Here is a 20,024-nt window from a genome sequence, read left to right as displayed (position 1 = left end):
TTAGGGGGATTGCCTCCGTCGCGGACCCTGACCCGGCGCCTGACTGCATGGCATCAAAAGGCGCGGAAAGCGTCGTGACGCGGACCCTTGAGGGAGGACTTCCATGGCCGAGACCGGAACCTGGAACAAGGCACATGGCGCCGACGCCTTCGGCTTTTCGGGGCTGAAGGCCCTCCACTGGAACTATCTCGAGCCGCAGCTGGTCGAGGAGTCGATCGCCCGCGGCGAGGCCAAGCTCTCGGCCGGCGGCCCGCTGGTCGCCGAGACCGGCCAGCACACCGGCCGCTCGCCCAAGGACAAGTTCGTCGTCCGCGACGCCACCACCGAATCCACCGTCTGGTGGGACAACAACGGCGCCATCTCGCCCGAGGCCTTCGACCTCCTGATGGCCGACATGCTGGAGCACGCCAAGGGCCGCGAGCTCTTCGTCCAGGACCTCTATGGCGGCGCCGATCCGGCGACGCGGCTGAAGACCCGCGTCTTCACCGAATATGCCTGGCACAACCTGTTCATCCGCAACCTGCTGATCCGCCCGAAGCGCGAGGATCTCGCGGCCTTCCTGCCGGACATGACCATCGTCGACCTGCCGTCCTTCCGCGCCGACCCGAAGAAATACGGCGTGCGCACGGAAACGGTGATCGCCTGCGACTTCACCCGCAAGATCGTGCTGATCGGCGGCACCTCCTATGCCGGCGAGATGAAGAAGAGCGTCTTCACGATGCTCAACTTCCTGCTGCCGCCGCAGCACGTCATGCCGATGCACTGCTCGGCCAATGTATCGTCCTCGGGCGAAGTGGCGGTGTTCTTCGGCCTGTCGGGCACCGGCAAGACGACGCTGTCGGCGGACGCCTCGCGCACGCTGATCGGCGACGACGAGCACGGCTGGGGCCGCGACGGCGTCTTCAATTTCGAGGGCGGCTGCTACGCCAAGGCGATCAAGCTGTCGCGCGAGGCCGAGCCGGAGATCTACGCCACCTCCGAGCGTTTCGGCTCGGTGATGGAGAACGTGGTCATCGACCCGATCTCGCGCATTCCCGATTTCGACGACGGTTCGAAGACCGAGAACACCCGCATCGCCTATCCGCTGCACTTCATCGCCAATGCCTCGGAGACAGGCCGCGCCGGCCATCCGAAGAACATCGTGATGCTCACTGCCGATGCCTTCGGCGTGATGCCGCCCATCGCCAAGCTGACCCCGGCGGAGGCGATGTACCACTTCCTGTCAGGCTTCACCGCCAAGGTCGCTGGCACGGAAAAGGGCGTCACCGAACCGCAGCCGACCTTCTCGACCTGTTTCGGCGCGCCGTTCATGCCACGCCACCCGTCGGAATACGGCAACCTGCTGCGCGAGCTCATCGCCAAGCACCACGTCGATTGCTGGCTGGTGAACACCGGCTGGACCGGCGGCAAGCACGGCGTCGGCCGGCGCATGCCGATCTCGATCACCCGTCTGCTGCTGCGTTCGGCGCTGGACGGCTCGCTCAACCGCGCCGATTTCCGCCGCGACCCCTATTTCGGCTTCGCGGTGCCGACCTCGGTGCCAGGCGTGCCGCCGCACATGCTCTATCCGATCAAGACCTGGCGCGACAAAGCCGAGTTCGACACCACCGCACGCAAGCTCGTCCAGATGTTCCAGGACAATTTCACCAAGTTCGAGCCCTATGTGGATGCCGACGTGAAGGCGGCGGCCCCGGCAGTGCAGCTCGCGGCGGAGTGAGGGTTCTCACAGCCGATACGGACAAGCCCGGCCTCGCGCCGGGCTTTTTCGTTGGTGCCGGGCGGTGCCGGGCGAACCGCGTCACCTCTCCCCGGCGGGGAGAGGTCGTCGAGCGACAGCGAGACGGGTGAGGGGAAAGGGCGGCGGGCGAGAGCCCCCTCACCCGGCCTTCGGCCGACCGCTCCCCGCTGGGGAGAGGTGAAGAGGAGCCTCAACCGGCACCGGGGAGAGATGAAGGGGGCCTCATCCGCTCATATAGAGACCTGGATCAGCCGCGCGGAGCGGGGGATGTGGCGGGAGCGGCCGGTGCCTGTGCCGGCGCGCCCGTGCGCTGCTGCGCTCCGGGCCGACGCTCGCTCTGGCGGATCTGCGCCCAGGAGTTCTGCTGCGTCACCATGGTGCGCAGATAGGCGACGTTCTGCTCGGCCTCGGCGGGGGGCAGATCCTTGCGGGCGATCTCCTCGGCCTCGCCGAAGCGACCCTGGAGGCCGACGACGAGCGCGAGGTTCTGCCGCACCCGCTTGTCGGCCTGCGGATGGGCGGCGGCCTGCCGGAGGGCCTGCTCGGCCTGCGGCAACTGGCGCGAGAGCGCATGGGAGAGGCCGAGATTGGACAGGATGGCCGGCTCGCCGGGGGCGATCTTGAGGGCGTCGTTGTAGAGGGCCTGGGCTTCCTGCGGGCGGCCCATCTGGTCGTAGATGGAGCCCTGGACGTTGATGATGCGCCAGTCCGGCTGGTCGGGGCGGTGGGCCCGGCTGAGCACCTGCAGCGCCTGGTCGTGGCGGCCGGCATCGGCCAGCGCCCGCCCGAACTCGCCCATCAGGGCGAGGTTGCGTGCATCCCGGATGGCGACGCGTTCGAGCACGGCGACGGCCTGGACGGCCTGCCCGGTGGCGCGCAGCGCCCGTGCATAGCGCATGGCATTGGCCGAATCCGTCGGGTTCGACCGGTAGCGCGCCGCGAGACCGTCGATCTCGCTGCGGGCCGCCTGTTCGGTGAGGGGCGCGTTGCGGACGGAGCCGGTGATGTCACCAGCGCCGCCGCGGCTGGCGGTCAGCGAGCAGCCGCCGGAGACAAGGGCCGCGAGGGTGACGACCAGGACGAGGGGTCGGATGGGCAGAGACACGATCGGCATGACGAACTCCGCGGGACAGGGCGAGCGGCGAGTTCTCAGGTCATAATCCGTTAACGTTAACGAGCCGCTAAGATGCTCAGCCGCGACGGCGTGTCTGGGCCGGCTGCAGCCAGCGCAGCGCCTGGTCGGCCGCCCGCTCGCCGGAGGCCCAGGCGCCGCCGACCGTGCCCCACAGCCCCTCGTCGGTGGCCTCCCCGGCGATGAGGATGCGCTGGCCGACGGGTTCGGCGAGACGCAGGCGCTGGCCCGTCGCGCCGGGACCGGCGACCGACCAGGCGCCCCGCACGAAGGGGTCGGTGGCCCACGAGGTCACGTGGACGTCCCCCAGGACACGACGCGCCTGCGGCCCGAATTCATTGCCGACGAATTCCACCGCGAAGGCCTTCATGGTGGCCGGGCCCGCCGTGGCGAGATCGCGGGCGAAGGCCCCGCCGACGTCGAGATACCACCAGTCGGACCCGGCGATGCGGGCGAGCGGCTTGGCGGTGGCGGCGGTGTCCGCCTTGACGACGAAGGGCTCGTCGGCCGCGGCCTCCATGGGGTTGCCCGGGAGGTGGACGATGAGATGCTCATAGGTGCCGCAGGACAGCGCCGCGATGGCGTCGGCCTGTCGCTTCGGCAGGGCCGGCGTGAACCGGATGGCGCCGGAGCCGAGGACCGAGGTGGAGGCGGTGACGACGGCGGCGCGGGCGCGGATCGTGCCGGCAGGGGTCTCGACGACGACGCCCCGGCCCGACCAGTCGACCCGCGTCACCGCCGTCGACAGGCGGATCGGCAGCCCCTCGGCGAGCTTCGCCAGGATCGCGCCGTAGCTCTGGCGGCAGAACAGGTCGCGGGTCTCGATGGCGTTGTAGAAGTCGACGCAGGAGATCTCGGAGATCTCCTTGCCCGAATCCCAGGCCCCCTTCAGGAAGGCGACGGTGGCCTGCCAGTCCCTGAGATTGGTCGGCATGGCGGCGGCGAGGGACACCTCGCGGCCAGCCTCGCCGGCGTCCAGGATGGCGCGCTGGGCCCGGATCAGCGCCGAGGCATAGGCCTCCCATTCGCCCTCGCGCGGGCGGCGGCCCTTGACGAGGAGGCGCGGGCGATCGGGATCGTCATAGAGGTCGAAGCCGGCAGCGCGGGCGAGCGCGACCAACGGATTGTCCTCGGGCGCGTGGATCCAGTGGGCGCCGAGGTCCATCGGCATGCCGAAATTCACGGTGTCGGCGATGCAGCGCCCGCCGGAACGGTCCTTGGCCTCGAGGATGATCACCGTGCGGCCGGCCGCCGTCAGCTTGCGCGCCGCGGCGATGCCGGCGGCTCCCGCGCCGATGACGACCACGTCGGTCTCGGCTGCCGGAGGCCGCGTGCCCTGTCCGAGCGCCGGCGCGGCGGGAAGCGTCGCGGAGGCAGCGAGCAGGCGACGCCGGGTCATCAACGGTCCGTTCATCGTGCTGGGCGAATCCCGATCATGTATCACGCCTATCACAGGCAAATGGCAGCGTCGCGACGATCGGGACCGCAAAGATGAACCCCTTGTCAACCTGCGACGACAGACACTCATCGTCCAGAAACATAAGTCCCTGGGGAGGGACCACCAATGGGAGACCGCATTCTCGACGCCATGGGGCGGCGCATCGCCGCCATCCTGGACAAGCGCTCGCCGGGTTACGAGCCGACGACGCCGAGCGATCCGAACGCGCTGCGCGCCGCACTCCGGCCGGGCGACATCCTGCTGGTCGAGGGCGACACCCGCATCTCGGCCGTCATCAAATATCTGACCCAGTCGACCTGGTCGCACGCGGCCATGTATGTCGGGCCGATCGAGGGCCTGTGCGAGCCCGACGGCGAGCCCCACGTGCTGGTGGAGGCCTATCTCGGGGAAGGCGTCATCTCGGCACCGCTGTCGAAATACCGCGAGTTCCATACCCGCGTCTGCCGGCCCGTGGGACTGACCGAAGCCGACCAGCAGCAGGCCTGCCGGTTCATGATCGAGCGCATCGGCCTCGACTACGACCTGAAGAACATCCTCGACATGCTGCGCTTCCTGGTGCCCCTGCCGATCCCGGTGCGGTGGCGGCGGCGGATGATCGCCTTCGGCTCGGGCGATCCCACCCGCGCCATCTGCTCGACACTGATCGCCCAGGCCTTCGAGAAGGTGCGCTATCCGATCCTGCCGAAGATCGAGCGCTGCGCCCGGGAAGGCGAGCAGCGGGTCAAGGGACAGGCGGCGCGGCGGGAAATCCTCCACATCCGCCACCACTCGCTTTATGCGCCGCGCGATTTCGACATCTCGCCCTATTTCGCCATCGTCAAGCCGACGATCCAGCGCGGCTTCAACTACAAGAAGCTGCAATGGGGCGACGTCGCCGCCGACGGGGCATCGGCGGCGCCGAACGATGCCCCCTCGCTGAGCAGCGTCGCCTGAGGCGCAGCCGCTACAGCAGGCCGTGCTTGCGGAAGGCCTCGGCCAGCGGCATGCCGGCTTCGAGATCGGCCCGCATGCGCCGTTCGCCGTTGATCTTGGTCATGGCGGTGGAGAGCACCGCGAGCGCATGGGCGCGGGGCACCACCACGATGCCGTCGACGTCACCCACCACGATGTCGCCGGGCGCGATGACGACGCCGCCGATGGTGATCGGCACGTCCTTCTCCACCATCATGCCGCGATACTGGGTGTCGGCGGGCGACAGTGCGCCGGTGAAGACCGGGAACCCCATGGCGCGGATGGCGACGACGTCGCGGGCGGCGCCGTCGGTCAGGAAGCCGGCGGCCTCCAGGTGGCGCGCGCGGGTGGAGAGCAACTCGCCCCAGGGGCCGATATTGGTGTTGCCGCCGGTCGCCATGACGCAGACCTCGCCGGGCTTGAGATCGTCGACCAGGGCGATCTCGAGGTCGTAGATGCCTTCGACGAAGCCGGAGATGACCTTGTAGCCGCCGGTGCGGGCCGGGCCGAACAGCACCGTGCCGTCGTCGACCGGGCGGATGGCGGGAGGCAGGATCTGGTGGTGCAGCCCGTGTTCGTCCAGCGCGTCCGAAACCGGCGCGGCGGCGATGACGGGCCGCGCGGCGGCGATGATGTCGTCGAATGTGTCGGTCATGGCGAGCCCTCCTCCTGTTCGTTGCCGGCAGGATAGGCCGTTCCGCTGCCGTGTCAGCCCGCCTTCTTCGCAAGGAAGGCGCGCACGCCCTCCATGAAGGCCGGCTTGACGATGAGGCCGATCTGCGTCTCCCGCTCGGCGTCGAGCTGGGCGGCGAGCTCCGTCGTCTCCGCCCGGTCCATCAGCCGGCGGATCTCGTAGAAGGCCTCGGCCGAGCCGCGGCCGAGCCTGGCAGCCAGGGCGCGCGCCGTGGGCATGCACTCCGCGTCGTCGACGCAGGTCCAGACGAGGCCCCATTCGGCCGCCTTCTCGGCGGGCAGCTTGTCGCCGAGGAGGGCGAGCGCCCGCGCGCGGGCACGGCCGATGGCGCGCGGCAGGAACCAGGTGACCCCGAGATCGGGCACGAGACCGAGCTGCGGGCCGAAGGTCAGCACGAAGGAGGCGGAGCGGGCGGCGACCGCGATGTCGCAGGCGAGCGCCAGGCCGACGCCGGCCCCGGCGGCCACCCCGTTGATGGCGGCGACGGTCGGCTTGGGGAAGTCGTCGAGCGCGAGGATCAGCGGGTTGTAGAGGTCGCGCATGGCGGCATTGACCCCCTCCCCCGTCGGCGCGAGGCCGCCGGCGAGGTCGGCGCCGGCGCAAAAACCGCGGCCGTTGCCGGTCAGCACCAGCGCCCTGACGGCGGGATCGACGCGGGCCTCGGCGAGCGCCTTCAGCGCGCCGCGGACGAGATCGTCGTTGAAGGCGTTGAGACGGTCGGGGCGATCGAGCGTCAGCGTCGCGACGCCCTCGGAGACCTCATAGGTGACGGCCATGGTTCAGGTCCTTTCGGCGACGAGGCCGGAGGCGAGCGCCGCGTCGATCTCGGTTTGGGTCAGTCCGGCGCCGGCGAGAATGGCGCGGGTGTCGGCGCCGGGGCCGCGGGCGGGCGGCGCGGCCTCGGTCGGTGTTCCCGAGAAGCGCGGCGCCGGCTTCGGCATCGGCCCCTCCGGCGTCCGGGTGAAGGTGCCGCGGGCGACGTTGTGGGGATGGGCCGCAGCCTCCACGGGGTCGAGGACCGGCGCGTAGCAGATCTCGCGACCGTCGAGCAGCGCGGTCCAGGCGTCGCGGGTCTTCGACCGGAAGGCAGCGGCGATGGCGGCCCGCAGGTCCGGCCACATGGCCTTGTCCCATTGCCTGGCGAAACGCGGATCGGTGAGGTTCAGCCCCTTGAGAAGCTCCACATAGAATTGCGGCTCCAGCGACCCGATGGAGACATATTTGCCGTCGGCGGTGTCGTAGACGCCGTAGAAGGGCGCACCGCCGTCGAGCATGTTGGCCTCGCGCGCCACCGTCCACGTCCCGGCATTGATCATGCCGAAGATCATGGTGCCGAGGACGGCGGCGCCGTCGACCATGGCGGCATCCACCACCTGGCCGCGGCCGCTGCTCTTCGCGCCATAGAGCGCGGCGACCATGCCGAGAGCCAGCATCATGCCGCCGCCGCCGAACTCGGCGGCGAGGTTGAGCGGCGGCACGGGCGGGCGGTCGGCGGGGCCGAGCGGCCAGAGCATGCCGGACAGGGCGAGGTAGTTGATGTCGTGGCCCGGCGCCGGACCATAGGGCCCCTCCTGACCCCAGCCGGTCATGCGGCCGTAGACGAGGCGCGGATTGGTCTTCAGGCAGATGTCGGGACCCAGACCGAGGCGCTCCATGACGCCGGGGCGAAAGCCCTCGAGCAGCGCATCGGCGCCGGCGATGATCCTCAGCACGAGGTCGGCGGCGCCGGGCTTCTTCAGGTCGATAGCGACCGAGCGCCGGCCGCGCCCGAGGGCGTCGCCGGCATTCCAGGCGCTCTTGCCGGCCCGGTCGATGCGGATGACATCGGCGCCGAGATCGGCCAGCATCATGGCGCAGAAGGGGCCGGGGCCGAGGCCCTGGAACTCGACGATGGTCACGCCGGCAAGCGGGCCGCCTCTGGTCACGTCGTCCTCCCCAACCGCCCGGCGGCGGTCCCATGCTTTGGGGGAAACGCTAAAGCCGGCATGGCGACAGTCAAGGCGAGGCCGACCGGCCTTCCGGGGGAGGCCGAAGGGCGGACGGTCGGGCCGGCGCGACAAATGGGCGTTGCATTTTGGGCCCGAGCGTCCATCTATGCCTCGACAGAAACGGTATGGCGCGGCGGGTCGAGACCGCCAGCGTGAGGGAGACTTCCATGAGCGGCAATGGCGGCGCGAAATTCGGCGCGTCCTTCGGCGGTTCCTATGGCGGCAGCTTCGGCGGCGCGGCGCCGCAGGTCGCTCCGACACCGGCACCGGCCCCGGCACCGGCACCCGCAGCGGCGGCGCCTGGCGAGCTCATCAAGGACACGACGACCCGCGACTTCGTGAAGGACGTGCTGGAGGAATCGAAGAAGCAGCCGGTCCTGGTCGATTTCTGGGCCACCTGGTGCGGTCCCTGCAAGCAGCTCACCCCCGTGCTCGAGAAGGTGGTACAGTCCTTCAAGGGCAAGGTGAAGCTCGTGAAGATGGACATCGACAAGCACCCGGAGATCGCCGGCCAGCTCGGCATCCAGTCGATCCCCGCGGTCATCGCCTTCGACAAGGGCCAGGGCATCGACGGCTTCATGGGCGCCCTGCCCGAGAGCCAGGTGAAGGCCTTCATCGACAAGCTGGTGGGCGGCAAGGTGAGCCCCGACATCGCCGAAATCCTCGCCGCCGCCGACGCGGCACTGGTGGAGGGTGACGCGGCGGGCGCCGCGCAGGTCTATGCCCAGGTGCTCGGCGCCGAGCCGGAGAACCTGCATTCGCTGGCGGGCCTCGCCCGCTGCGCGGTGGAGACGGGCGACCTCGACCAGGCCCGGGCGATCCTCGAGCAGGTTCCCGCCGACAAGGTCAACGACAAGGCGGTGGTGGCGGCCCGGGCGGCCCTCGACCTCGCCGCGCAGGCCGCCGATCTCGGCCCGATCCACGAGTTCGAGCACAAGCTGGCGCAGGACCCGGCGGACCATCAGGCCCGTTTCGACCTCGCCGTCGCGCTGAACGGCCAGGGCCGTCGCGACGAGGCCGCCGACCATCTCCTGGAGATCTTCAAGCGCGACCGCACCTGGAACGAGGACGGCGCACGCAAGCAGCTGGTGCAGTTCTTCGAGGCCTGGGGTCCCATGGACGAGGCGACGCTGGCCGGCCGGCGCAAGCTGTCATCGCTGCTGTTCCGGTAAGGGGGCAGCGCCCTGCATCGGGGCAGGCTGACATCGCGGGCCGCGTTCGCGCGGGTGACGGGTGGTGGGCGTGTGGCACGCTGCTTCACCTCTCCCCGGCGGGGAGAGGTCGACGAGCGAAACGAGGCGGGTGAGGGGGAGAATGAGGGCGGGAACGGTCTTGCCCCCTCACCCGGCCTGCGGCCGACCTCTCCCCGCCGGGGAGAGGTGAAGGGGAGTCCTTTGCCGAAACGCCGGGGAGAGGTGAAGCGGCGGCGCCCGGCACCGGCGACCAGCGTCCGCGAAGCAGGCGCCTAGCCCTTCCGCGTCAGCCCGAGGCGCTTGGCGGCGATCCGGTCGAGCCAGCGGGCCGGCAGGATGAGTGGCAGGAACCAGTTCATGAGCGGCGACGGGGTGATCGTGTAGCGCACCTTCGGCTGCGGCGCCGACAGCGCGGTGTGGACGACCTCAGCCACGGCAGACGCCGGCAGGGCGTGTTTCGCGCGGGCGAGCACTTCCTTCTCGAAGAGGTCGATGAGCGGGCCGTAGAACGTCGCCTGGTAGCGCGCCTTCTCCACCGCGCCGGCCGACTTCTCCCAGATCGGCGTGGCGATCGGTCCCGGCCCGACGATGACGACGTCGACGCCGAAGGGCATGAGTTCGCGGCGCAGGGCGTGGCTGATGGCCTCCAGCGCGTGTTTCGTCGCCGCATAGCCGCCGACGAAAGGCCAGGCGAGCTTGCCCGAGACCGAGGACATCATGACGATCCGCCCCGGCTGGCCGGAAAAGCCTTCCTGGGCGCCGAGGAGCGGCGCGAAGGCCTGCACCGTCGCGACCTGGCCGAGGACATTGACCTTCCATTGCCGGTCGAGCTCGTCGAGCGACTGGTGCAGCAGCGGCCCGGGCAGGGAAATGCCGGCATTGCAGACGAGACCGTCGAGCGCGCCGCCGTCGAGGAGGTCGGCGACCCGCGCCGCGGCGCGCGACAGCCCGTCGACGTCGGTGACGTCGCAGATGAGCGGGGTGAAGGACGGCCCGAGATCGTTGTCGAGGCGCTCGGCGTCCTCGCTGCGCCTGACGGTGCCGAAGACCCGCCAGCCCCGCTTCACGAGATCGGCGGCGATGGCCTCGCCGATGCCGGAGGAGACGCCCGTGACGACGCAGCTGCGCATGGCCTATTCCGCCGCCTGGCGGCCGCCGACGCCGTAGCGCTTGTCGATATAGGCGATGACCATGGCCTTGAACTCGGCGGCGACGTTGGGGCCGCGCAGGGTGGTGACCTTCTCTCCGTCGACGAAGACCGGGGCGGCGGGGTTCTCGCCCGTCCCCGGCAGGGAGATGCCGATATCGGCGTGTTTCGACTCGCCCGGTCCGTTGACGATACAGCCCATGACGGCGACGTTCAGCGCCTCGACCCCGGGATAGCGCGTCTTCCATTCCGGCATCGAGGTGTGGATGAAGCCCTGGATGTCCTGGGCGAGTTCCTGGAACAGGGTGGAGGTGGTGCGGCCGCAGCCCGGGCAGGCGGCCACCAGCGGCACGAAGGTGCGGATGCCCATGGTCTGCAGGATCTCCTGCGCCACCTTGACCTCCAGCGTGCGGTCACCGTTCGGCTCGGGCGTCAGCGAGACGCGGATCGTATCGCCGATGCCATCCTGCAGCACGACGCCGAGGGCGGCCGCGGAGGCGACGATGCCCTTGGAGCCCATGCCCGCCTCGGTGAGGCCGAGATGCAGCGCATAGTCGCAGCGCGCCGCCAGCATGCGGTAGACGGCGATCAGGTCCTGCACCGCCGAGACCTTGGCGGAGAGGATGATCCGGTCCTTCGGCAGGCCGATCTCGACGGCCCGGTCGGCGGAAAGCACGCAGGACTGCACCATCGCCTCGTGCATGACGGCACGGGCGTCGAGCGGTGCGCCGCTCTTGGCGTTCTCGTCCATCAGATGGGTGAGCAGTTCCTGGTCGAGTGAACCCCAGTTGGCGCCGATCCGGACGGCCTTGCCGTGCTGGATCGCCTTCTCGACGATCATCGAGAACTGGCGGTCCTTCTTGGCCTTGAAGCCGACATTGCCGGGGTTGATCCGATATTTGTCGAGCGCCTCGGCGCAGGCCGGATGGTCGGTCAGAAGCGTGTGGCCGATATAGTGGAAGTCGCCAACCAGCGGCACGCCGACGCCCATGCGCATGAGCTTCTCGCGGATGTGCGGCACGGCGGCGGCGCTCTCGTCACGGTCGACGGTGATGCGCACCAGTTCGGAGCCGGCGCGGGCAAGGGCCGCGACCTGGCGCACCGTTCCCTCGATGTCGGCCGTGTCGGTATTGGTCATCGACTGCACGACAATGGGGGCGCCGCCCCCGACCGTAACCGCTGCCGCGCCCTGGCCGATCGTCACGCCGACCGTCCGGTGCCGGGGCTTCACCCCAAATCCCTGGATCATCGCTTCTCGTCTCCGCTCAGCCCTGTCGCCGCTCAGCCCTTGTCCAATAGCGGCTGCGGCCTGCCCGCGCCAGCCGTCGTGACATCGGACACTCCCGATCCGGCAGGATGCAAGGGCCGGGCGGGGGTCAGGTCGCGGCGGGCTCGACGCAATGGGCGCAGCGGCCGAACATCTCGACGACCTGCGTCGCCGGCTTGAACCCCGCGGCTTCGGCGATGCCCGACAGATCGCGCTGGACCGGCGCGCCCGAGGCTTCCGAGACGCAGCCGCAGGAATCGCAGATCATGAAGACCACGAGGTCGCGGCTGTCGTGGCGGTGGGCGCAGGCGACGAAGGCGTTGCGGCTCTCGATGCGGTGGGCGAGGCCCGCCTCCAGAAGGAAGTCGAGCACGCGATAGACGCTGATGGGAGCGGGACGCCGCCCGCTGGCGCGATGCATCAGCTCGATGAGGTCATAGGCGCCGACCGGGGCGGGCGAGGCGGCCAGGTGCGAGAGCACCTCGCGGCGGATGGGGGTCAGCTTCAGCTTCCGCTCGGCGCAGCGCGCTTCCGCCACCTTGAGCACGTCGACCGGGGGATGGCCGTGCTCGCAGGCGTGATCGTGCGCAGGTCGTGATTTCAGCATCGCTGCTTGCCTTCGCGGTTCCGGGGACCCAGCATCTAGCACGGCGCCCGGATCCGCCATAGCGCGCCCCCGTATCGCCATGTTGCGTTGCGACAGAACCCGCGCCAGTGATGGCGGAGCGGGATATCGGCCATCTTGAGGAGATAGTGATCATGAGCCTTGCGGGAAAGAGCGCGATCGTCACGGGATCGACCAGCGGGATCGGACTGGCCATCGCGACGGCCCTGGCCGAGGCCGGCGCCGACGTCATGCTGAACGGTCTCGGCGAGGCGGCCGAACTCGAGGCGATCCGGGCGAAGCTCGCCGCCGAGACAGGGCGCAAGATCCTGTTCTCGCCCGCCAACATGATGAAGCCCGACGAGATCGCGGCGATGGTGGCGGCGGCCGAGGGCGACTTCGGCAAGGTCGACATCGTCGTGTCGAATGCCGGCATCCAGTATGTCGCGCCGGTGGAGGATTTTCCCGCGGACAAGTGGGACGCCATCATCGCCATCAACCTGACCGCCTCCTTCCACCTCGCCAAGGCGGTGGTGCCGGGCATGAAGGCGCGCAAGCACGGCCGCATCGTCAACATCGCCTCGGCCCATTCGCTGGTCGCCTCGCCGTTCAAGTCGGCCTATGTCGCGGCCAAGCATGGCCTCGTCGGCTTCACCAAGACCATCGCGCTCGAACTCGCGACCTTCGGCATCACCGCCAACTGCATCTCGCCGGGCTATGTCTGGACGCCGCTCGTCGAGAAGCAGATTCCCGACACGATGAAGGCGCGCAACATGACCAAGGAGCAGGTCATGAATGACGTGCTGCTGGCGGCCCAGCCGACCAAGCAGTTCGTCCAGGTCGGGGAGGTCGCGGCGCTGGCGCTGTGGCTGTGCTCGGACGCGGCGAAGAACATCACGGGCGCCAACAACGTCATCGACGGCGGCTGGACGGCGGCGTGATGGCCAAGCCGTCGAAGCCGACGAAGAGCATCAACCTCGCCCTGCAGGGCGGAGGCGCCCACGGCGCCTTCACCTGGGGCGTCCTCGACGAGGTGCTGCGCGACGGCAGGCTGGCGATCGAGGGCGTCACCGGGGCCTCGGCCGGGGCGATCAACGCAGTCCTGCTGGCCGACGGCCTGGCGGAGGGCGGGCCGGAGGCGGCGCGGGAGCGGCTCGGGCGGTTCTGGAGGGCGGCCTCGCATGACGGCAAGATGCCCGCCCTGCAGCGCCGGGCGCTCGACCGTCTGTTCTCGGTGGTGCCCTATGAGGGTTCGCTGATGGAATCCTGGGTCACCTCGATGCAGCGCTACTTCTCGCCCTACGATCTCAATCCCTTCGACATCAACCCGCTCGAAGATCTGATCCGCAGCTTCGTCGACTTCGACCGCCTCGCCGCCTTCGACGGCATCAAGGTCTTCATCTCCGCCACCAACGTGCATACCGGCAAGCTGACGATCTTCCGGCGCGAGCGCATCTCCTGCCGGGCGGTGATGGCCTCGGCCTGCCTGCCGACCCTGTTCAAGGCGGTCGAGATCGACGGCACGCCCTATTGGGATGGCGGCTACATGGGCAATCCGCCGATCTTTCCGCTCTACCGGGCGACCGAGGCCGAAGACATCCTGCTGGTGCAGATCAATCCGGTGGTCCGCAAGGCAACGCCGACCACCGCGCGCGGCATCGCCGACAGGCTGAACGAGATCACCTTCAACTCCTCGCTGCAGGCCGAACTGAGGGCCGCGGCCTTCGTGGCGCGCCTCGTCAACGAGGGCCGGCTTCCCCGTGGCCGCAAGGCCGGCGAGTACAAGCGCGTCAACCTGCACCGCATCGCCCTCGGCGATTCGCTCAAGGGCCTGACCGCCGGCTCGAAGGTCGTCACCGACCTCGACTTCCTCCTGGAACTCCACAATGCCGGCAAGAAGGCTGCACGGCGGTTCCTGAAGGTCCATTTCGACGATATCGGCGAACGCTCCACCCTCGACCTGGAGGCCGAGATCGCCGCCGAATGGGCCTGAGCGCTCAGCGCATCGGCACCTCGACACCCATCAGCGCCGCGGCGCGTTCGACCACCGCCTCCTCGAGTTCGGCGGCGGCACCGTCGGCGAGAACCACGCTCCACATCATGTCGACGATGCGCCGGCGGCCGTCCTCGTCGAGGCGCTTGGCGAGGAGGTCGGCGAAGGAGGTCCAACTGTCGGCCGAGGCCTCGGCATCGACGGCCCTTTCAATCAGGCGCCCGGTATCGCCGCGGGAGAGGGCGAAGCCCGCCTCCAGCACGGTCTGGATGCGCTCGCGCTCGGATGCCGACACCCTTCCGTCGACCGCCATGACGTGGACGAGAAGGGCGGCCGCGGCGAGGCGGTAATCGTCGTCGCCGAAGGCTTCGTGCGGCGCCTCAGTCAGGTCGGAGATGAGGGCGAAGAAGCGGTCGAGCATGGTCAGGGGGTCCCGGAGTGTTGCCGTGGCGATCATCGCGGCCGGAGGGCTGCGATGGCAAGAAGGCGATGCCGGTGCATGGCGCCGCAGCGGCGGAACGGGTTGGCCTGAAGCGCCGCCCGCGCTAGGAGACGCGTTCTGCGATCAGGCAGTTCCAAGGAGAGACAAACATGGCCATCGAGCGCAAGCAGGTCGGTCCGCGCATGAGCGGCGCCGTCGTCCACGGCAACACCGTCTATCTCGCCGGTCAGGTCGCCCACAAGGCGGCCGGCAAGTCGGTGACCGAGCAGACCCGGGAGATCCTGGAGACCATCGACGCGCTGCTGGCTGAGTGCGGCACGTCGAAGCAGAACCTGCTGTCGACCAATATCTGGCTGTCGGACATGTCGACCTTCGCCGAGATGAACGCGGTCTGGGATGCCTGGGTCGTTCCCGGCCAGACGCCGGCCCGCGCCACCGTCGAGGCCAAGCTCGCCACCCCGCAGTTCACCGTCGAGATCATGGTCGTCGCGGCGAAGTGAGAGCGGACGCCGCGGCGTCCCTTCGAAAACGTCATGGCCGGGAGACCCCGGCCATGATCTGGCTGTCCTGACCGCCTGGGCGTTCGTCAGGCGGCGCGCACACCTTCGAGGAAGGTGCGGATCTCGCGGTCGAGGGCCTGAGCCTCCTCGCCGAGACGGCCCGACAGGGAGCGCACGTCCTCGGCCGTCGCCTGCGCCGACTGGGCGGTGCCGCCGACACGGCCCATGGCCTCGGCGCCGCCGCGGGTCTCGTCGGAGGCGCGGTTGACCGCCTCGGCGATGGTCGAAACGGCGGCGTTCTGCTCCTCGACGGCGGCGGCGACGGAGGCGGCGATGCCGCGCATCTCACCGATTACCTGGCCGACCTTGTCGATGGCGTCGACGGCATCGCCCGAGGCCATCTGGATGGCACCGATCTGGGAGGCGATCTCCTCCGTGGCGCGGGCGGTCTGGGCCGCCAGGCTCTTCACTTCCGAAGCGACGACCGCGAAGCCCTTGCCGGCCTCGCCGGCACGGGCGGCCTCGATGGTGGCGTTGAGGGCCAGGAGGTTGGTCTGACCGGCGATCGCCTGGATGAGGTTGACGACCTCGCCGATGCGGGAGGCGGCCTGGGCGAGCGAGCCCATGGTCTGCGCCGTGCGCTCGGCCTCGGTGACGGCGGTGCCGGCAACCTGGGTCGACTTTGTCGCCTGCGAGGCGATCTCGGCGATGGAGGCGGCCAGTTCCTCGGCGGCGGCGGCGGCGGAGGAGACGGAATTCGCCGCCTGCTCCATGGCACCGGAGGCGGTGACGGCCTCCTGCGTCACGGCGCCGGACGTGCCGTCGAGCTGGTCGGAAGCGCCGTCGAGCTGGCCGGAGGCGCTGCGCAGCGCACCGAGCGATTTCTCGGCAGCCTCCTCGAAGCCCTTGATCAGGTTGTCGACGACCGTGGCGCGGCGGTTGCGGGCCTCGACCTCGACGATCTGCTCGGCCGCGAGGCGCTCGCGCTCGATGGCGTTGTCGCGGAAGACGAGAACGGCCCGGGCCATCTGACCCAGTTCATCGGTGGCCTCCGTCGAGGGGACTTCGACGGCCGTGTTGCCGCCGGCGAGTTCGCGCATCGACACCGTGATGCCGCCGATCTGCCGCGTCATCGAGCGTCCGAGAACCATCGCGACGATACCGCATAGAACCACGACGCCGACGATGATGCCGAACACCAGGAACATGGTCTGGCCCTGCGCCTCAAGCCGCGCCTCGTTGGCGCGTGTCTTGCCGTCATTGGCGGCGGAAACGAGGACGTTGGTCGTCTGGTCCAGGGTGGTGAGAAGCGCGTCGAGCTGCTGGATCGTCTTTTCCACCGTGCGCGTCCCCTCGACAAAGGAATCGAGAGCCGGCCAGTAGATTTCCCCCGCCTTGAGGAGCTCGGCCTTGGTGGCGGGGGCGACGACCGAGCGCGTCACTTCGTTGACGAACTTGGTGCGGGCCTGGCGGAAGGCCTCGAGGTCGGAATCCAGACCGCGCAGCATGAAGTCCTTCTCGTGCCGGCGCATCTGCAGAACCTGCTCAAGAATGCCGGCGCCGTCGTCGAAGTTGGCGGCGACGCGGCGCGCCTGCACTTCGAGCAGTTGGACGGATTCGTTCATGCGGCCGGTCAGGCCGGAGACCTCGTCCTTGCCGAGAGTCTCGATGGTGGTGCGCACCAGATCGAAGGCCGCGCTGGCATCGCCGAGTTGCTTCAGCGACTGGTCGATCTCGCCCTGGAGCCGGGCGGCGGAGGGCTTCCGGCGGGCTTCGCCGAGGGCCATCGTCGCCTCCGTCCGGGCGCGGGCGAAAGCGGTCGGCGCCGCCTCGGTGTAGCGCTCGGCATAGTCGAGGGCGGCGAAGCGCAGGTCGCGGACGCTGGCGCGGACACGGGCGGCATCGGTGGCGAGCCCGGCGAAGTCGTCATAGGCCTCGAAGGCGCCGGCCGCCGACTTCTGGCCGTACCAGGCGGCACCGCCGGCGGCGAGCACGCCGATGATGGGGACGATGGCGAGAAGAGCGATCCTCAACCGAACCGACATTGCGGGCATACGAACGGCCATTGCTATGAGTCCCCGAGTTTGCAGCGAGGCGATACTGCTCCTCATTGGTTAAGGAATGACTATCCGATCCGCTGTGCGGTCAAGAATTTCTTGGTTTTACAGTACGTTGCTGACGAATAACGTTCCCCTGCGTCAATGATTGAGTTTTGGTCGGCCGCCCCCTAGGGTCCGCGCCTCCTTGCGTGAGATCGCCATGTCCCTTGCGGTGCGGGCCGTTCCCTTCCTCTTCGTGTTCGCCTGGTCGACCGGCTGGATCGTGGCGGGCTTCTCGGCGCGCCTGGCCGATCCGCTGTGGTTCCTGTTCCTGCGCTTCGCCATGGCGGCCGCGGTGATCGCCGCCATCGCCTTCGCCATGGGCGCGCCATGGCCGCGATCGGGACGGGAGATCGGCCATGCGATGATGTCAGGCGTGCTCCTGCATGCGCTCTATCTCGCCGGGGTCTGGTGGGCCGTCAGGAACGGCGTGCCGTCGGGCGTGTCCGGGATCATGGCCGGTCTCCAGCCGGTCATGACCGCGCTGCTCGCCCCGGCGATCCTCGGCGAAAGGATCACGGCCCGACAGGGCTTGGGCGTCGCCCTGGGCTTCGCCGGCATCGTCCTCGTGCTGATGCCGAAGCTCGTCGGCGTGCCGGCCGAGGTCTATGATGCCATCGTGATCCCGCTGACGGTCAATCTCGTCGCGATGCTCTCGGTGACGGCCGGCACCTTCTACCAGAAGCGCTTCGTCTCCGGCGGCGACATGCGCACCACGACCGCATGGCAATACATCGCGGCCTCGCTGACGATGCTGCCGCTGCTCGCCCTCTTCGGCAAGGTCGAGGCGGAATGGAACCAGACGCTGATCCTCACCATGGCCTGGTCGGTGCTCGCCCTGTCGGTCGGCGGCATCTTCCTGTTCCTCTACCTGATCCGCCGCGGCGAGGTGTCCCGCGCGACCGCCTATATCTATCTGGTGCCGGCGGTCTCGGCGCTGATGGCCTTCGTGTTCTTCGGCGAGACGCTGACCTTCGTGCAGCTGGTCGGCATGGCGGTCACCGCCGTCGGCGTCTGGCTCGCCACCCGACCGCGCTGAACTTTTTCTGCGCATCACCGGTCATTTGCCGGATTGAAACAGCGTTGCGCTGCGTTATTTTGCATTGCAGCAACGTCGAACAACCCGAGGGAACCACCATGAGCCCCGCTCTCGCCCTGAAGGATGCTCCCGGCACGCTGACGGATCTCGCCCAGGGCGCGGTCGTCGCAGCCGATGCCGTGCTGGCCGAGGCCACCGCCGCGGTGCGCGCCCGCGTCACCGAAGGCGGCCGCATCTCGGGGGCCGCCATCGAGCGCGAGCAGCGCGCGACCCACGGGCTCGCCTGGCTCGCCACCTATGTCGAGAGCGTGCGGCAGCTCGCCTCCTATGCCGAACGCCTCGGCGCCGAGAGCAAGTTCGGCGAGATCGAGGATCTCATCGTCCGCATCGGCCTCGGCGAATATCTGGCGCAGATCGTCGGCGGCATCCCGATGAGCCAGGGCGAGATGGTGCGCCCCGGTGATGTCGGCCTGTCCGCCGCCGATGTCGCCCGCCGCTTCACCGGCGCCGCCGATACGCTGATCGCCACCGGCAATACGGCGGCCAACCGCGCCCGCCTGGCAACGCTGGTGCAGGAGCAGGAATCCTCAGGCCATTTCGGCGAGCCGGGGCTCGACGAGACGCTGGAGGCGATCCGCGACGAAATGCGCAAGTTCTCGGTGGCCGAGGTCCTGCCCCATGCCCATCAATGGCATCTGGAGAACGCCTATATCCCGCTCGAGGTCATCGCCAAGCTCGCCGAACTCGGCGTCTTCGGCCTGACGCTGCCGGAGAGCTATGGCGGCATGGGCCTCGGCAAGGAGAGCATGTGCGTCGTCTCCGAGGAGCTGTCGCGCGGCTATATCGGCGTCGGCTCGCTCGGCACCCGCTCGGAAATCGCCTCGGAGCTGATCCTGGCCGGCGGCACGCAGGCGCAGAAGGACCACTGGCTGCCGAAGATCGCCTCCGGCGAGATCCTGCCCACCGCCGTCTTCACCGAGCCGAATACCGGCTCGGACCTCGCCTCGCTGAAGACCCGCGCCGTGCGCGAGGGCGACGTCTACAAAATCTCCGGCAACAAGACCTGGATCACCCACCCCGTGCGCGCCGACGTGATGACGCTGCTGGTGCGGACCGATCCGAGCGAGCCCGGCTACAAGGGCCTGTCGATGTTCCTCGCGGAAAAGCCGCGCGGCACCGACGAGACCCCGTTCCCGGCTGAGGGCATGTCAGGCGGCGAGATCGAGGTGCTCGGCTATCGCGGCATGAAGGAGTACGAAATCTCCTTCGATGGCTTCGAGGTGAAGGCGGACAACCTGCTCGGCGGTGTCGAGGGCCAGGGCTTCAAGCAGCTCATGCAGACCTTCGAGGCGGCCCGCATCCAGACCGCGGCGCGCGCCGTCGGCGTCGCCCAGGCGGCCATGGACCTGGCGCTGCGCTATGCCCAGGAGCGGGTGCAGTTCGGCAAGCCGCTGATCGCCTTCCCGCGCGTCTCCGACAAGATCGCCATGATGGCGGTGGAGGTGATGATCGCCCGCCAGCTCACCTATTTCTCGGCACGGCAGAAGGATCTCGACCGGCGCTGCGACCTCGAGGCCGGCATGGCCAAGCTGCTCGGCGCCCGCGTCGCCTGGGCGGCGGCCGACAACGCCCTGCAGATCCATGGCGGCAACGGCTTCGCGCTGGAATATCCGGTGTCCAGAGTGCTCTGCGACGCGCGCATCCTCAACATCTTCGAGGGCGCCGCCGAGATCCAGGCGCAGGTCATCGCAAGGCGCCTGCTCGACGGGGCGAACTGA

At 69.2% G+C, this 20,024-nt stretch carries 18 protein-coding genes; 8 read left to right on the top strand and 10 right to left on the bottom strand.

Annotated features, from left to right (window positions below):
• Positions 1–103 precede the first annotated feature (103 nt).
• Complete coding sequence (locus Q8O26_RS20640; RefSeq protein ID WP_305579102.1) at positions 104–1,717, top strand: phosphoenolpyruvate carboxykinase; 1,614 nt, start codon at positions 104–106, stop codon at positions 1,715–1,717.
• Between the two features lie 268 nt (positions 1,718–1,985).
• Here the strand turns inward: Q8O26_RS20640 and Q8O26_RS20635 are convergent, their stop codons facing one another.
• Together Q8O26_RS20635 and Q8O26_RS20630 are read right to left on the bottom strand one after the other, a co-directional pair.
• Positions 1,986–2,852: a tetratricopeptide repeat protein gene (locus Q8O26_RS20635; protein WP_305579100.1), complete on the bottom strand. Its 867-nt coding sequence runs from the start codon at positions 2,850–2,852 to the stop codon at positions 1,986–1,988.
• A gap of 76 nt (positions 2,853–2,928) precedes the next feature.
• The gene (locus tag Q8O26_RS20630) at positions 2,929–4,269 is read right to left on the bottom strand and encodes an NAD(P)/FAD-dependent oxidoreductase (protein ID WP_305579098.1); all 1,341 of its coding nucleotides are present in this window, start codon (positions 4,267–4,269) and stop codon (positions 2,929–2,931) included.
• A gap of 165 nt (positions 4,270–4,434) precedes the next feature.
• On the opposite strand from Q8O26_RS20630, the gene Q8O26_RS20625 reads away from it, so the two are divergent.
• A complete protein-coding gene (locus tag Q8O26_RS20625; protein ID WP_371134615.1) occupies positions 4,435–5,262 on the top strand; it encodes a YiiX/YebB-like N1pC/P60 family cysteine hydrolase in 828 nt (275 codons plus the stop codon).
• 10 nt (positions 5,263–5,272) lie between these two features.
• Here Q8O26_RS20625 and Q8O26_RS20620 read toward each other — a convergent pair whose 3' ends face one another.
• The 3 genes from Q8O26_RS20620 to Q8O26_RS20610 are packed head-to-tail and all read right to left on the bottom strand — an operon-like array spanning position 5,273 to position 7,899.
• Positions 5,273–5,935 (bottom strand): RraA family protein, encoded by a 663-nt coding sequence (locus Q8O26_RS20620; protein ID WP_305579096.1) that lies wholly within the window; start codon positions 5,933–5,935, stop codon positions 5,273–5,275.
• A 53-nt stretch (positions 5,936–5,988) separates the two neighbouring features.
• Positions 5,989–6,750, bottom strand: a complete 762-nt coding sequence (locus Q8O26_RS20615) for an enoyl-CoA hydratase-related protein (protein ID WP_305579094.1) — start codon at positions 6,748–6,750, stop codon at positions 5,989–5,991.
• A gap of 3 nt (positions 6,751–6,753) precedes the next feature.
• Positions 6,754–7,899 (bottom strand): CaiB/BaiF CoA-transferase family protein, encoded by a 1,146-nt coding sequence (locus tag Q8O26_RS20610; protein ID WP_305579092.1) that lies wholly within the window; start codon positions 7,897–7,899, stop codon positions 6,754–6,756.
• A 230-nt stretch (positions 7,900–8,129) separates the two neighbouring features.
• Here Q8O26_RS20610 and trxA point away from each other — a divergent pair, with 230 nt between their 5' ends.
• Positions 8,130–9,134, top strand: a complete 1,005-nt coding sequence (gene trxA / locus Q8O26_RS20605; protein ID WP_305579090.1) for a thioredoxin — start codon at positions 8,130–8,132, stop codon at positions 9,132–9,134.
• A 293-nt stretch (positions 9,135–9,427) separates the two neighbouring features.
• On the opposite strand, the gene Q8O26_RS20600 is transcribed toward trxA, so the two are convergent.
• The 3 genes from Q8O26_RS20600 to Q8O26_RS20590 form a co-directional block, all read right to left on the bottom strand.
• The gene (locus Q8O26_RS20600; RefSeq protein ID WP_305579088.1) at positions 9,428–10,285 is read right to left on the bottom strand and encodes an SDR family oxidoreductase; all 858 of its coding nucleotides are present in this window, start codon (positions 10,283–10,285) and stop codon (positions 9,428–9,430) included.
• Positions 10,286–10,288: 3 nt separating this feature from the next.
• On the bottom strand, positions 10,289–11,551 hold the full coding sequence (gene ispG / locus Q8O26_RS20595) for a flavodoxin-dependent (E)-4-hydroxy-3-methylbut-2-enyl-diphosphate synthase (protein WP_305579086.1): 1,263 nt from the start codon (positions 11,549–11,551) through the stop codon (positions 10,289–10,291).
• 127 nt (positions 11,552–11,678) lie between these two features.
• Entirely contained in the window at positions 11,679–12,176 is a 498-nt protein-coding gene (locus tag Q8O26_RS20590) for a transcriptional repressor (RefSeq protein ID WP_305579084.1), read from the bottom strand.
• A gap of 152 nt (positions 12,177–12,328) precedes the next feature.
• Here Q8O26_RS20590 and Q8O26_RS20585 point away from each other — a divergent pair, with 152 nt between their 5' ends.
• Entirely contained in the window at positions 12,329–13,114 is a 786-nt protein-coding gene (locus Q8O26_RS20585; RefSeq protein ID WP_305579082.1) for a 3-hydroxybutyrate dehydrogenase, read from the top strand.
• Positions 13,114–14,166: a patatin-like phospholipase family protein gene (locus Q8O26_RS20580; protein ID WP_305579080.1), complete on the top strand. Its 1,053-nt coding sequence runs from the start codon at positions 13,114–13,116 to the stop codon at positions 14,164–14,166. The genes Q8O26_RS20585 and Q8O26_RS20580 overlap by 1 nt, the downstream gene beginning before the upstream one ends.
• A gap of 4 nt (positions 14,167–14,170) precedes the next feature.
• Here the strand turns inward: Q8O26_RS20580 and Q8O26_RS20575 are convergent, their stop codons facing one another.
• Positions 14,171–14,587, bottom strand: a complete 417-nt coding sequence (locus Q8O26_RS20575; RefSeq protein ID WP_305579078.1) for a TerB family tellurite resistance protein — start codon at positions 14,585–14,587, stop codon at positions 14,171–14,173.
• A gap of 170 nt (positions 14,588–14,757) precedes the next feature.
• On the opposite strand from Q8O26_RS20575, the gene Q8O26_RS20570 reads away from it, so the two are divergent.
• Positions 14,758–15,108, top strand: coding sequence for a RidA family protein (locus tag Q8O26_RS20570; RefSeq protein WP_305579076.1), 351 nt, complete (start codon positions 14,758–14,760; stop codon positions 15,106–15,108).
• Positions 15,109–15,194: 86 nt separating this feature from the next.
• Here Q8O26_RS20570 and Q8O26_RS20565 read toward each other — a convergent pair whose 3' ends face one another.
• A complete protein-coding gene (locus tag Q8O26_RS20565) occupies positions 15,195–17,174 on the bottom strand; it encodes a methyl-accepting chemotaxis protein (protein ID WP_305579074.1) in 1,980 nt (659 codons plus the stop codon).
• A gap of 193 nt (positions 17,175–17,367) precedes the next feature.
• Here Q8O26_RS20565 and Q8O26_RS20560 point away from each other — a divergent pair, with 193 nt between their 5' ends.
• Together Q8O26_RS20560 and Q8O26_RS20555 are read left to right on the top strand one after the other, a co-directional pair.
• Positions 17,368–18,246 (top strand): DMT family transporter, encoded by an 879-nt coding sequence (locus Q8O26_RS20560; protein ID WP_305579072.1) that lies wholly within the window; start codon positions 17,368–17,370, stop codon positions 18,244–18,246.
• 98 nt (positions 18,247–18,344) lie between these two features.
• Positions 18,345–20,024: an acyl-CoA dehydrogenase family protein gene (locus Q8O26_RS20555; protein ID WP_305579070.1), complete on the top strand. Its 1,680-nt coding sequence runs from the start codon at positions 18,345–18,347 to the stop codon at positions 20,022–20,024.

Source organism: Phreatobacter sp. (assembly GCF_030691135.1).
Lineage (GTDB): Bacteria > Pseudomonadota > Alphaproteobacteria > Rhizobiales > Phreatobacteraceae > Phreatobacter.
This window is presented reverse-complemented; position numbering and strand designations above follow the sequence as displayed.

Bases quoted from the DNA above. Each gene is read 5' to 3' on its own strand.
- Q8O26_RS20615 (WP_305579094.1), bottom strand. From the start codon at position 6,750: ATGGCCGTCACCTATGAGGTCTCCGAGGGCGTCGCGACGCTGACGCTC.
- ispG (WP_305579086.1), bottom strand. From the start codon at position 11,551: ATGATCCAGGGATTTGGGGTGAAGCCCCGGCACCGGACGGTCGGCGTG.
- Q8O26_RS20570 (WP_305579076.1), top strand. From the start codon at position 14,758: ATGGCCATCGAGCGCAAGCAGGTCGGTCCGCGCATGAGCGGCGCCGTC.
- Q8O26_RS20630 (WP_305579098.1), bottom strand. From the start codon at position 4,269: ATGACCCGGCGTCGCCTGCTCGCTGCCTCCGCGACGCTTCCCGCCGCG.
- Q8O26_RS20590 (WP_305579084.1), bottom strand. From the start codon at position 12,176: ATGCTGAAATCACGACCTGCGCACGATCACGCCTGCGAGCACGGCCAT.
- Q8O26_RS20565 (WP_305579074.1), bottom strand. From the start codon at position 17,174: ATGGCCGTTCGTATGCCCGCAATGTCGGTTCGGTTGAGGATCGCTCTT.
- Q8O26_RS20580 (WP_305579080.1), top strand. From the start codon at position 13,114: ATGGCCAAGCCGTCGAAGCCGACGAAGAGCATCAACCTCGCCCTGCAG.
- Q8O26_RS20575 (WP_305579078.1), bottom strand. From the start codon at position 14,587: ATGCTCGACCGCTTCTTCGCCCTCATCTCCGACCTGACTGAGGCGCCG.
- Q8O26_RS20620 (WP_305579096.1), bottom strand. From the start codon at position 5,935: ATGACCGACACATTCGACGACATCATCGCCGCCGCGCGGCCCGTCATC.
- Q8O26_RS20635 (WP_305579100.1), bottom strand. From the start codon at position 2,852: ATGCCGATCGTGTCTCTGCCCATCCGACCCCTCGTCCTGGTCGTCACC.
- Q8O26_RS20555 (WP_305579070.1), top strand. From the start codon at position 18,345: ATGAGCCCCGCTCTCGCCCTGAAGGATGCTCCCGGCACGCTGACGGAT.
- Q8O26_RS20600 (WP_305579088.1), bottom strand. From the start codon at position 10,285: ATGCGCAGCTGCGTCGTCACGGGCGTCTCCTCCGGCATCGGCGAGGCC.
- trxA (WP_305579090.1), top strand. From the start codon at position 8,130: ATGAGCGGCAATGGCGGCGCGAAATTCGGCGCGTCCTTCGGCGGTTCC.
- Q8O26_RS20625 (WP_371134615.1), top strand. From the start codon at position 4,435: ATGGGAGACCGCATTCTCGACGCCATGGGGCGGCGCATCGCCGCCATC.
- Q8O26_RS20585 (WP_305579082.1), top strand. From the start codon at position 12,329: ATGAGCCTTGCGGGAAAGAGCGCGATCGTCACGGGATCGACCAGCGGG.
- Q8O26_RS20640 (WP_305579102.1), top strand. From the start codon at position 104: ATGGCCGAGACCGGAACCTGGAACAAGGCACATGGCGCCGACGCCTTC.
- Q8O26_RS20560 (WP_305579072.1), top strand. From the start codon at position 17,368: ATGTCCCTTGCGGTGCGGGCCGTTCCCTTCCTCTTCGTGTTCGCCTGG.